This window comes from Lactobacillus sp. ESL0791 (genome assembly GCF_029433255.1).
Classification (GTDB): Bacteria; Bacillota; Bacilli; order Lactobacillales; family Lactobacillaceae; genus Lactobacillus.
The window spans coordinates 16,991-28,718 of record NZ_JAQTHU010000002.1; the positions used below are offsets into that span (position 1 = coordinate 16,991).

At 37.8% G+C, this 11,728-nt stretch carries 18 protein-coding genes; 15 read left to right on the forward strand and 3 right to left on the reverse strand.

Features of this window, described 5'->3' with window-relative positions; all coding sequences use genetic code 11:
* Nucleotides 1-26: 26 nt before the first annotated feature.
* From PT285_RS11105 to PT285_RS11120, 4 genes are all read left to right on the forward strand, one after another.
* Entirely contained in the window at nucleotides 27-584 is a 558-nt protein-coding gene (locus PT285_RS11105) for an HNH endonuclease (RefSeq protein ID WP_277150765.1), read from the forward strand.
* 152 nt (nucleotides 585-736) lie between these two features.
* On the forward strand, nucleotides 737-1,273 hold the full coding sequence (locus tag PT285_RS11110; RefSeq protein ID WP_277150766.1) for a phage terminase small subunit P27 family: 537 nt from the start codon (nucleotides 737-739) through the stop codon (nucleotides 1,271-1,273).
* Nucleotides 1,263-3,173 carry a terminase TerL endonuclease subunit gene (locus PT285_RS11115; protein ID WP_277150768.1) on the forward strand — a complete coding sequence of 637 codons (1,911 nt, stop codon included), beginning with the start codon at nucleotides 1,263-1,265 and terminating at the stop codon, nucleotides 3,171-3,173. Before PT285_RS11110 ends, PT285_RS11115 begins: the two co-directional genes overlap by 11 nt.
* Nucleotides 3,142-3,327 carry a hypothetical protein gene (locus tag PT285_RS11120; protein WP_277150770.1) on the forward strand — a complete coding sequence of 62 codons (186 nt, stop codon included), beginning with the start codon at nucleotides 3,142-3,144 and terminating at the stop codon, nucleotides 3,325-3,327. Before PT285_RS11115 ends, PT285_RS11120 begins: the two co-directional genes overlap by 32 nt.
* Nucleotides 3,328-3,805: 478 nt before the next feature.
* Here PT285_RS11120 and PT285_RS11125 read toward each other — a convergent pair whose 3' ends face one another.
* Entirely contained in the window at nucleotides 3,806-4,201 is a 396-nt protein-coding gene (locus PT285_RS11125) for a type II toxin-antitoxin system HicB family antitoxin (protein ID WP_277150772.1), read from the reverse strand.
* 38 nt (nucleotides 4,202-4,239) lie between these two features.
* Complete coding sequence (locus PT285_RS11130; protein ID WP_277150774.1) at nucleotides 4,240-4,515, reverse strand: type II toxin-antitoxin system HicA family toxin; 276 nt, start codon at nucleotides 4,513-4,515, stop codon at nucleotides 4,240-4,242.
* Between the two features lie 84 nt (nucleotides 4,516-4,599).
* Between PT285_RS11130 and PT285_RS11135 the strand changes: the two genes are divergently transcribed.
* From PT285_RS11135 to PT285_RS11170, 8 genes are all read left to right on the forward strand, one after another.
* Complete coding sequence (locus PT285_RS11135; protein WP_277150776.1) at nucleotides 4,600-4,770, forward strand: hypothetical protein; 171 nt, start codon at nucleotides 4,600-4,602, stop codon at nucleotides 4,768-4,770.
* An 86-nt stretch (nucleotides 4,771-4,856) separates the two neighbouring features.
* Nucleotides 4,857-5,918 carry a phage portal protein gene (locus PT285_RS11140; protein WP_277150778.1) on the forward strand — a complete coding sequence of 354 codons (1,062 nt, stop codon included), beginning with the start codon at nucleotides 4,857-4,859 and terminating at the stop codon, nucleotides 5,916-5,918.
* Nucleotides 5,881-7,671: a phage major capsid protein gene (locus tag PT285_RS11145; protein WP_277150780.1), complete on the forward strand. Its 1,791-nt coding sequence runs from the start codon at nucleotides 5,881-5,883 to the stop codon at nucleotides 7,669-7,671. Before PT285_RS11140 ends, PT285_RS11145 begins: the two co-directional genes overlap by 38 nt.
* An 84-nt stretch (nucleotides 7,672-7,755) precedes the next feature.
* Nucleotides 7,756-8,043: a head-tail connector protein gene (locus PT285_RS11150; protein WP_277150782.1), complete on the forward strand. Its 288-nt coding sequence runs from the start codon at nucleotides 7,756-7,758 to the stop codon at nucleotides 8,041-8,043.
* Entirely contained in the window at nucleotides 8,033-8,374 is a 342-nt protein-coding gene (locus tag PT285_RS11155) for a phage head closure protein (RefSeq protein ID WP_277150784.1), read from the forward strand. Before PT285_RS11150 ends, PT285_RS11155 begins: the two co-directional genes overlap by 11 nt.
* Before the next feature lie 2 nt (nucleotides 8,375-8,376).
* Entirely contained in the window at nucleotides 8,377-8,769 is a 393-nt protein-coding gene (locus PT285_RS11160; protein ID WP_277150786.1) for an HK97-gp10 family putative phage morphogenesis protein, read from the forward strand.
* Nucleotides 8,766-9,158, forward strand: coding sequence for a DUF806 family protein (locus PT285_RS11165; protein ID WP_277150788.1), 393 nt, complete (start codon nucleotides 8,766-8,768; stop codon nucleotides 9,156-9,158). The genes PT285_RS11160 and PT285_RS11165 overlap by 4 nt, the downstream gene beginning before the upstream one ends.
* On the forward strand, nucleotides 9,155-9,832 hold the full coding sequence (locus PT285_RS11170; RefSeq protein WP_277150790.1) for a phage tail protein: 678 nt from the start codon (nucleotides 9,155-9,157) through the stop codon (nucleotides 9,830-9,832). Before PT285_RS11165 ends, PT285_RS11170 begins: the two co-directional genes overlap by 4 nt.
* Here the strand turns inward: PT285_RS11170 and PT285_RS11175 are convergent, their stop codons facing one another.
* Nucleotides 9,833-10,570 carry a hypothetical protein gene (locus tag PT285_RS11175; RefSeq protein ID WP_277150792.1) on the reverse strand — a complete coding sequence of 246 codons (738 nt, stop codon included), beginning with the start codon at nucleotides 10,568-10,570 and terminating at the stop codon, nucleotides 9,833-9,835.
* Between the two features lie 224 nt (nucleotides 10,571-10,794).
* On the opposite strand from PT285_RS11175, the gene PT285_RS11180 reads away from it, so the two are divergent.
* From PT285_RS11180 to PT285_RS11190, 3 genes are all read left to right on the forward strand, one after another.
* A complete protein-coding gene (locus PT285_RS11180; protein WP_277150794.1) occupies nucleotides 10,795-11,175 on the forward strand; it encodes a phage tail tube assembly chaperone in 381 nt (126 codons plus the stop codon).
* Nucleotides 11,172-11,408, forward strand: coding sequence for a hypothetical protein (locus PT285_RS11185; protein ID WP_277150796.1), 237 nt, complete (start codon nucleotides 11,172-11,174; stop codon nucleotides 11,406-11,408). Before PT285_RS11180 ends, PT285_RS11185 begins: the two co-directional genes overlap by 4 nt.
* Nucleotides 11,408-11,728, forward strand: a 321-nt coding sequence (locus tag PT285_RS11190; RefSeq protein WP_277150798.1) for a hypothetical protein, incomplete at its 3' end; no start/stop codon positions are given. The genes PT285_RS11185 and PT285_RS11190, both read left to right, overlap by 1 nt.

Sequence of the window (11,728 nt, forward strand, 5' to 3'; positions counted from 1 at the left end):
GTGAGGAAAGAGGTTGATATAGGAACATGATTCATAATCTGCCGAATTATCAGGAACCAACTAATAGCTATCATCATTGCTCATACCCAAAGTGTACAGAATTAGTTCAAGGTAATAATCATTACTGCGATAAACACTGGCAGTTACGGCAACAGGAATATTCGGCTATTAAACATGATGCTAATAATAAACCAAGTTCCAGAGCTAAACGACTATACAGCCAGAAGCAGTATAACCAAACCAAGAGAGATGAAGATGCCAACGATTTTTACCATAGTAAACAATGGCAACGGGTACGCTATTATATTTTGCAGAGGGACATTTATACCTGTCAGATTTGTGGTAACAACTACCAGCCTAATCATCTAACGGCAGATCATATACTTCCGAGGAAGTATTGTGGTGACTTAGACCATCAACTAAACCCAGAGAATTTATGGACACTATGTAGCCGTTGCAATAGTGCCAAGCAGTACCTTGAAAGACAAATTGAAAATAAATATGGTGCTAAGTCTAAAGACGAATTTACCAAAATTACTAAGACTGAATGGGAGAAGAGAGTATTACGGATTGAAAGAGATTAGCAACAAACATTATTTTTAAAATTGCAGATTTTGTTATTATTGAAACCCCCGCCCCTCTAAGTTTGAGATAGAGCGTATCACATGAAACCATGGTTCTCGCTTCCCTATTTCACTTAATTAGTTTTAGCAGAGGGGCATAGCTTAAAGATTAAATGAAAGAAGTTATTAGAATGCGAAATGTAAAATTAACAACGGATAAGAAAGCACCAGCACATCAAAGAAAACGAACAGAAAAATTACTAGAAAAATCAAATCAATTATCAGATTTACCAACTGCACCGCCAAAGTACCTACATTCATACGCTAGAAGCATGTGGACGAAGGTAGTTCCATACTTGAACAGTACCAAAGTTGTAAAAACTCCAGATAGGGCTTTAGTTGAAGCGCTTTGCATCAATTATCAGATACTGAGGGAGAGCTATAACGAAATTAACAAAAGTGGCGTTCAGGCAAAAATCATTAAATCGCTACAAAATTCATCTGGTGAAGTAATTGGTAAAGACTTCATTGGCTATAAAGCTAATCCAGCACTAAAGTCAATAGATTCAGCCTCTGTAAAAATTAATAGCTTGGGTAGTCAGTTAGGATTAAGTCCTTCAGCTAGGGCACAATTAACATCCTTGGATATTGATGAAGATGATACCAATGTTGCTGACTTACTAAATGGTGGGGATAAGGATGAGTTCTAAAGTTAAGGAGTTTGACTTTACAAAGAGGAACGTAAAATTACTGCCTACCTTCAAGTCATTACTGGATGTGGGTTATTTTAATGAAGTGGTTGAGAAGTACAAAGACCCTGCTACAAGGTATTCCATTAAGGTTTTAACAGGAAAACAGTTAGCCTGTTATAAAATCCAACTGGCTTGCTTTCGTCACTTAAACGACTTAGTCAGGGCGAACAATAGTGATTTTGAATATTATTATGATTTAGAAAAATGCCACGAGATATTAAACTTTGCGAAATTGTGCCCTGACGTATCAATGAATAAGCCTACGCCCTTAATGCTTTTCCAGAAGGCTCAGCTCTGTCTCATTCAAGGCTGGCGAGCAAAGAAAGACAAACAAAAAAGGTTCACCTATGTCCTACTAAGTGAAGCAAGAACTAACGGGAAGACCTATATCAGTAACATCCTTCTGGCTTACAACTTTCTAATCGAAAATCTTAACAGTTACAATCAAGACAACCTCTACAGTGCGCCAGTAGAAAAGCAGAGCAATAAGGGTTGGAGGTACATTAAGCAAACCTTCAGGCTACTAGGTGAAACACTTGGCTTTAAGAAGTTAATCAAACAGATGCAAATTGATGCCAACGATGACGTTGTGAAATCCAAGAAATCACTGAGTAATCTGCAAAGGCTAACTGCTAATTCTGGGCAATTTGACGCATATCACTTTTTACTTGCAGTAGTAGATGAGTATGGGGATTCTCACTGGAACAATGGTTCAATGGGAAGAATTACTTCAGGACAAGTTCAGACTAAAAACCACCAAGTAATTGCCGTCAGTACAGCGTATGGCAACAGTAATTGCCCAATGTTTGAGGATGAAAAAAGGCTGCTTCAAGTGTTAGAGAAGGACAATAATCGAGATGAAGATAGTTCACTAATGTTGGTCTGGGAACAAGATAACATTGATGAAACAGATGAGCCTGAGTTATGGGTTAAAAGCAATCCATTGTTAGACCTGCCTAGTTTGCATGACACGCTGTTAAAAGGATTAAAGGACGAATATGAGCGCAGGAGTAAATCAGGTGAGGTCTATAAATTCCAGAATAGAAATCTAAATCTATGGCTTGCTACCAGTGTCAACAAGTATTTACAGCTAGATGATATTCAATCGGCTGTTATTAAGAATGATGAGTTCGACATTACTGGTAGAGATTGTTATGCAGGGTTTGACCTATCAAGGTTTTCAGACGATACGGCTATAGCATTTGTTTTTCCCTTTATGGAAGATGGCCAGAAGAGATTCTTCATCTATCAGCATAGTTTCGTGCCTACGGCAAGGGCACAAAAAAGTATAACTATTAAGTCTGAACAGGACGGAATTAACTATCAAGGCGCTGAAGATAAAGGGTTTTGTGATGTTGCTAAGAATCAATACGGCGAGATTGACGAAGAACTTGTTGGGAATTGGCTGCTAGAATTTATCAAGAAGTACAAATTAAACATTAAAGCCTTTGTCTATGATACTTATGGAGCATCAACATTAACAGACTGGTGGGAGCAGCAACTACCTAGTATTCCATTCATCACATTGAGACAGGGCACCCTTAGCCTTGATAGCCCTACTAATGTTTTACGAAAGGCTTTTGAAACTAAACAAATCAGAATGTATGAGGATCCGATTTTGCAGTATAGTGTATCCAATGCTGTAATTACCGAGAATGCTTATGGGGCAAAGATTGATAAAGAAAAGAGGACAGCCAAAATTGATTGTGTTGACGCAATTATTGACGCAATGAGTGAGGCGGTTTATTGGTTTACTGACCCAGACAGAAACCAACAAGACGAATCTAAAAAGAATCCGTTCGGAGATATGAGCCAGGATGATATTAATGATTACTACAAAAATTATTTTGGGTTTTAGAGCTATAATGGAGAAAAGGAGAATTTTAATGGATATATTGGATACCTATATCAAAAACCGTAGCAAAATAGACCCAAAATTCAAGGAAGAACTTAAAAAGGCTGATGAGAAGCTAGATTCTAAATTAGCATCTTTAAACAAAAAAAGTAGCTAAACCATATTAGGTCTAGCTACTTCCATAGTTGCTAAATCCGTGTTATCATATCAATGAAGATATTAATAATGATAGTGGAACGAAGCTATGAGATTGAGCTTTTCGGCACTGCGTTCCGAGGTACATGGTGGTGTACCCCATAGCCAGTGCCAAACACCAAAAGGTTTGTCAAAATAAGACTTCCTTTCATTGTGAACTACGGGGTACATGATTGCTCATGTACTATTTTATTATAGCAAATTAAAAAGGTGCTTACTTAATTGCAAGTGCTTTTTTTTGATGTCTAAACTATTTCTCTGATTGCGAATAAAACAATTGCTAATAAAATTGCAAATACAGCAGATTCATAATATCTTTTTTCTTTTTTACTCATTCTTATGCTTTACCGCCCCTGTGCCATCATCAGTAGTCCCAGTACTTACTATTGAGCATACCAAAATTATTGTCCAAGCCGTTCTTTTACTCATGGTTTACCTTTCTATGCCTTTAACAATTTTTCTTCTAATGCTTCAGTTAAAACCTGTGAAAAGTTAATATGTTGCTTTTTGCCCAGTTCCACAAGATATTCTGGCACCGATACATTTTTACGGACGGTTTTTTCATTTAATTTCCGATACTTGGACATGTCTACAGTAGTAACAGTCTTAATAGCAGTGGCATCCGTCTTAATGTCTTCCAATTTTGAAGGCTTAGGGTAAACAGACTTATCAACTAAGAGGGCACCAATAGCATCACTTGCCATATAGATAGCATCAGCCATATCTTCACCTTGAGTCCAGGTACCACCTTCAACATCTGGAATTTCTACGCTAAACCCACCTTCATTTTCTGGATGAAGAATAATTGGATATACTAGTAAATCTTTGTTTTTCATAGTATTCATCTCCATTAATAGGTACAACGAAGTAGGGCTTATTTCAACCCCGCTTGTTTTAATATGCCTTGCTCTGTTCCTTTTTTCAATTCTTTACTGTGCGTAGGCACGGGAATTGACTTATTAAGTTTAGGATTAAACATGATTTTGTGAGAAGTTCCATGCTGTCGTTTCTCAACCCAACCGTTATCTTTTAAGAGCTTAATTATTTCTCTTGGTGTCATCGGCATATTCGTTGTACCTCCTTTCTTTATGTTTCTATTATACACAACTATACACATAAAAGCAAGCGAACTTGAATTTAATTTTGCCATGAAAAAATATGCCTGCTTATTCTAGTATATTTTAATTTTTCGTACACCGTGATGTGTATGTAGTAGAGAAGGACATTTACATAGATGAAACAAATTTTAAATTTTGTGCCACTCGTACTGTTCCTATTAGGTTTAATATTCATAACGTTAGCCAGCTTTCTCTTCAATGAGATAGTTGGTTTTTTAGTTCTAGGAATTAGCCTAATCGTTTTAGCAGTATTAGTTGGCATTAACAAAGGTGGTGGGCAATCATAAGCATTTTTAGAGATTTAGCTAACGCAATTAATCCAAACACACGTTCGCAATACATACCAAGTTCATCGACAGTTATTAGCTTTAGTATGTCAGGCGGAAAGATAGTACCAAACTCGATGGTTAGTGTATCAACAGCTTTACAAAATCCCGAGTTCATGAATGCTGTAACCCTAATCGCCAGCGATATAGCTTCCTGTCAATTTAAGAACTATCCACCTACAATAACGGTGCTGAATAATCCTAGTACCATGATTTCAAGCTATAACTTTTGGCAATCTGCCTATGCCCAACTACTGCTAACGGGAAACTCCTATTTATTAGTAGCACGAGATAAAAACAACTTGCCAGCTAGTTTGGAACAGATACCAACTAGCCAAGTTGAATTAAATTTAGCAGACGATGGTAAATCTATTAGTTATCAGATTAATTTTGATGATGATCGCCCAAATATAGAGGTAGCTAGTACTGAGATGATTCACCTCAGATTGCTTTGCACAGGTGAAGGGGACAATACCCTTGCCAAATTTATTGGAATTAGTCCACTAGAGTCCTTGGCGAACACTTTGAGGGTTAGCCAGAACTCAGACAGACTAACTTTAAAGCAACTTGAAAAGGCAATCCTGCCAAGCAACGTTATCACCCTGCCAGTAAAAACTAACAAAGAGGGTAAAGACAAGGTTAGGCGTGAATTTGAAGCCCAATACACTGGCGACAATGCTGGCAGCACACTTGTTTTAGACAATTCGGCGACACTTAGTCAGTTACAAATTAATGCTGATGTGGCAAAGTTTTTGAATACTATTGATGCAGATGCAGGAAGAATTGCAACAGCTTTTGGAATACCAGCTTCATACTTGTCACCAAATAAATCAGACAACCAGTCCAATGTTAGTCAAATTCAGAGTTTGTACGTCAATAGCCTTACGAGGTATATCGACCCGATAGTGTCTGAGCTAAAAATGAAATTGCAGTTGCCCAACTTAGAACTTGATATTAATAAAGCCATAGACCGTGACGGTAACCAACTGATTAATAACATTCAAAAATTAACCAGTGGTACCGCACCTGTATTAACTCAGGCACAAGCAGTAAATCTATTAGAAAGCAGAGATGTATTTACTAACAATGAGCTTAACGGACAAGGATAAAGAAAACAACTTAAACACTAGGTCACGTCCCATAGACTTTAAAACAAGGGATTTGGCTAATGGTAATCACGAGATTTCTGGGTACGCTATAGTGTTCAACCAACCCTCTGAGGATATGGGGTTTACAGAATATATCTCACCTAGTGCCTTAAATGGTGTGGATTTTAGCAACTTGATGCTGTTATACGGTCACGATTTTAATCAGATACTTGCACGAACAGACTCCAAAACTCTATCAGTGAAGATAGATGATAAGGGGCTGTTTTTTGTTGCTGAACTACCAAATACAACCTTGGGTAATGACACTTTTACAGATATACAAAACGGTAATATCAAGGGTGCATCATTTAGATTCGATATTGCAGATGATGGTGATAGTTGGCAAGAAGATGAAAATGGAACGCTAATTCATACAGTTACAAAAATTTCAGATGTTCCAGAAATTTCCTTAACCCCATTGCCTGCCTACCAAGAAACAAGCGTACAGATTCAACGCTCACTTACTAAATATAAGAAAGAAGAAATAAATTTGAGCAAAGAAAAAACAAGAGATACATCTACAGCTACTAATGATGAAAAAGATGTAGCAACTAATACTGACATACCTGATAAATCAGATGATACTAATACAACTGTTCCAGATTTTAGTAGCTTAGTGCAAGTTGTAAACCAATTAGAAAAAGCGGTTGAAGCACTTGGGCAATCTAATACTGAAGAAACTGCTAGTGCCGAAGATAATAAAATTGAAGATACAGATGATTCTGACAGTGACGATACTACTGATGATGCCGATACGGACGATGAAGATGAAAAAATTGATGAGACTCGCAGTCTTACTAAGAAAGAGGAGCAACCTAGAGTGAAAATTAAGTCTACTAACATTAACAATAACCAAGATGCACAGTTAAGAGGATTTGCGGACTATGTGAAGTCTCACGGTGCTACGAGGGACAACATAACGACAGGCGTTGAAGGTCAAGTCTTAGTACCAAAACAGGTACTTGATGCTTATCATCAGCCAGAAGATAAAAATTCCTTAACTTCCTTAGTAAATCGGGTAGCTGTTACCAGTCCAAGTGGTTCGTTACCAATTATTAAAAAAGGTACGGCTAGATTTACAACTAAGGCAGAGCTGGCACAGAACCCAGAATTAGCAAAGATGGGTATTGGAGAAGTTGCCTACAATTTACAAACCTACGCAGGTAGCCTACCAATTTCCAATGAAATGCTGTCTGATTACTCCCAGATTAATTCTCTAGTAGCTCAGTACTTAACTGATATGCGTGGTCTTACGGAGCAGGATAAAATTGGTGCCATACTGACACAAGCTACTGCTGTAACTGCTAATGATGCTGATGGACTTAAAGATGCTGTAAATATTGGTTTAGCCAACTACGACAAGCAATTTATCATGACGGAATCAGCCTATAACTTTATTGACAAATTAAAGGACGGCAATGGACGTTACCTGTTCGAAGACTCAATTAGTTCAGCAAGTGGTAAAACTTTACTGGGGTTGTCTGTAACAGTTGTTCCTGACGCTGTACTCGGTGGCAGTGCTAAAGCCTTTATCGGTGACCCTAAAGCGTTCGTTCTTGAAGCTTATAAGGACGAGAGTTCTATTAAGTGGATGGATAATGATTTGTACAGTCAGAAGCTGGCAGCATATATCCGTGCCGATTTCAAAGTAGCTGATGCCGATGCAGGTAAGTTGATTACCTTAACGGCTGGTGCTCCTAAGTCAGGCAAGTAATAGATAGAAATTTAGACTAATCGCCTATAGAAATAAACAATAATCTTTAAAGGTGGCGGTTAATTAACAGGAGGTGTGGTCTAAATGGTAGACGTCAAGGAATTATTGGCTGAATTGCATATTGATGATACCGCTGAAGAAGAAGCAACAATGACCGATTTACTTGGACAAGCTACTGCTGTAGTGAATCATGCAATTGCAGACGTTGATAATCCTAACCTGCCAAAAGACTCACTTTATATTTCTGCTATAAAATCTCTAGCGACCCAGCTTTATTACGACCGAACCTTAGCAAGTGGCGAATCACAAGGTGTAAATGCTTTAATAAGCGCTGTTGAACACAAGTATTCAGGTGATACTGATGGCACTTAATTCAATTCAGCCATACTCACTTAACAAAAAAGCGGAGTTTGGTAAGGTTCAATTAGTTCATAACAGTAACACAGGTGCTAATATTAACAGATTTGTTAGCCAATTTAGCCTATGGTGTATGCCATATACACGGGCAATCTCCCAACAAATAAGCTTAACTCCAGAGCAATTAGACCAACCAATTATTATTGTCAGACATAATACTAAAGTTACTACGGACATGCTAGTTGAATACGATGGCATCCAGTACTCAATAATGAATATTAGTTCTGATGATTCCAACAAAATCATTGCTTACGACTACATTACCCTCAGAAAGAAGGGCAAATAGCTATGGATTACGAGAAATGGATAAAGCAGTTCATGGAGGACGCTAAGAAAGACGTGCCCGATGAAAAAGACCAAACCGAAATAACTAAAGCTGGTGCTGAGGTACTAGCTAATGCACTACATGATAAAGCTCGCCAGATGCACTACTCAAAGGAAGAAAATCCCAAGTACGGACACCTTGCTGACGATATACATGTAGAAGCTGGCGACATCACCGGTGAACAGAATGGTGCAAGTACCGTAGGTTTTAGCGACAAAGCCTACATTGCTAGGTTCCTAAACGATGGGACAAAATTCCGCAAAGGTGACCATTGGTATGATGCGACAGTTGAGCAGACAAAAGGCGAGATGTATCAAGCAATGGATAAAAAGTATAAGGAGCTGAAGGCTAAATGATGCCAGTTGATGAACTAGCACAAGACATTAGAGATTTATCACTCCCGTGGATTAATTCAGACAGCATTGCTACTACTAATCTCTCTGCTGAACAGATGAACGATACAGCTAACACAATCATTTTTATCACCGAGTCTGATTACATTCCGCAATATGCTAACAGCAGAATTAGGCGCTGGTTGACCCAACTAGAGTTACAGATATTTTGGGCGCTAGAACCACCAGTTAATATTGTAGAAGCAGAACTAGATTTAATCGACAAGCTAGAGGATTTAGGTTGGAATGTAGACCCTAGAGGCTCACACATTACTGACCCTAACACACAGCAATTAACTAAAACGATTTATTTAGAAAAATTACTAGATACAAAGAAAGAAGCAAAAAAATGAGTGCACATGGTATAAGTACAGTCTACTTTTTCAAGTTAGATGACACAGGCAAAATTATTAAGGGAACAGATGGGCTTTCTGATACAGGAATCTACGAAGCTGATGGAAACAATGAAGGTTTTACTTCCATAAATATCACGGGTTTGGAAGTAGCAGGTACCAATCAATGGGCAAACGATAAGATCAAAAGAGTGACTCACGGTAAGGCAGAGCCAAAGGTAGCACTAACCGCCTTAGACCTAGACCACGATATTCTAATGAAGATGAAAGGCTATAGTAAAGATTCCAAGGGCGGATTTATTAAGGGCAAGAAGAAGCCTCATATTGCCATGTTAGTAGTCAGCACAGGGTTTGATAATGAAACCAAAGTGTACGAGGGACTAGCAAATACTGAAATCATCGAGGAAGCAAGTAATCATTCGACTGACAATAATAATGAAAGTGATAGTAATACTACTTTGTCCGCCGATGTGTTAAATCCGCTAGACCCAACTGTATTTGCTGACCCAAATGACCCGGAGCACCAAGAACCGTATAAAATCTGGTTTTCAGATGAAACAGGGTTTGACCTAGCTGCTATTTTGAAAGAAGTTGGCGGTGGCTACACAGCTGTTGATGGAGGCAGTTCACAATCAATAGCGGCTACTACAACTACGACTACTGCTAACAGTTAACTAGAATCCTAGAAAATGGAGTAACCAATGAAGAACTTCAAAAAGCCATTTTGCAGCAGTATCTATGTCAATACAAACACTTATATACAAAAACCATCGAAGAAGAATTACCAAAAAAGGTTGAATTGGTTTTGGAGAAGATTGAATAAACTTAGTAGTAGATTCACTTTGTTTGCCATTATTGTCATTAACACCCAAGCTATTTCCCTTGGCTATTATAATTTGATTGCCGAGCTTTTTAAACCAAGCTACCCAATCAACATTTCTACTACTGATTTGTATAGAGGTGTTTAAATTAACATCTTCAACAACTTTATCAGACTGATTATAGGATTCAGATTCTTCATAATCCTGAAGCAAGCCATCATAAGTGACAATAGCGTTTCCAGCACATTCTCCTGCATTAACTAAAAATCCAGTATAAGATTCTCTACTTACATTAGACTTCATAATATCAGCACGTATTGATGGCATATTCATAATTTTTTGAATGTTATTAGCTGACAACCCACTAACTGTAATAAATGCTGGATTCAATATATGAATTGACTCATTAGCTTTATTTTGCCCAAGTTCTCTATATGCTCTTCTAAATATTGTTGAACAAAAAAAACCTTGTTTTTCATAAATTTGTTTTTCAACCATACCTGCTGATAGGCCTGCTAAAAATGATGTATCTTTATAATCGCCTCTATTAACATGTATTGGTGTGCTATTAGTATTCCAAAAATTTGACAAAATTTTAGTTTCTCCTTTTTATTCATTATTTTACCACTAGATAGAGTATGAAACAAATGTTCGCTATACATTATCGTGTGGAACTTATCGATTTTAACACTCATTCAATCGTGGGTGTTTTTATTTTCTAAAGAATTGCAATTCTATTAGCAACAACCATTAATTATTAACCTTTTTAAATTTAGAGAGCCACAGGATTGCTCTCTCAGCATAGGAGTATAAACATGAAAATAAAAATTAATTTGAAACCTCTAATGAACATTACAAGAACCATTAATGTAAAACCATCAGTTGACCTAATGCTCAGAAGCCAAGAACTAAATATCGAGATGCTAGAATCCCAAGACAATACTGGCGATGACCTTGCTGATTCAAAGAGAGTCTACAAGATGATGAAAGATATGCTCGATTTTATCCAAGACTTTACCCAAATCTCAGATGAGGAAATGGCAACCTATCGCAAAAATGCCAGCATGGAGGATGTAGGTGAAGTCCTTGGCTATCTCGTAATGAGATTACAAGGTCTTAGCGATGACCAAGTTAAAGATGCTCAAAGAAAGCAGGAGCTAGAAAACAAGGTAGCTGAGTCCGACCCAAAAGAATGAGGGCTTTAGTTGCCGAAAGACATAGGACGTTAGCCGAGTTAAAAAATAACCACGAGGACTTACTACTCAATCTGAAGGAATTCACGGAAATGGGAATCCTACCGTCACAGGCACGGCAAGAAGATTATTACGATTTACTGTCAGTAATGGGGGCACGTCCTAAAGACAAACGTCCGGAACTAGTAGACCCAGTTGAATTATTAAGAAATAGCAAGTTTAGAGGTGAAAATTAATGGTGCAATTACAGCATGATATGACTTCACAGGTCAGTTTAGATGTTAGTGGAGCCGTCAAAAGTTTTAAGACTTTAACCAGTGCAGTTAAGGCAAACTCTGCCGAATGGAAGGCTAACAGTGCAGAAGCCAAAAGAAATGGTGACTATCAAAAGGCACAATCTGAGCAGATTAAAGGATTATCAAAGGACATTGAACTCCAAAAAGCTCGGCTGTCTGACCTCAAAAAACAACAATCTGAAGTAGATACTTCAACCGAAAAGGGCACTAAGCACTACTACGACCTCCAGAAATCTATCACTCAGACCAATTCTGCCATA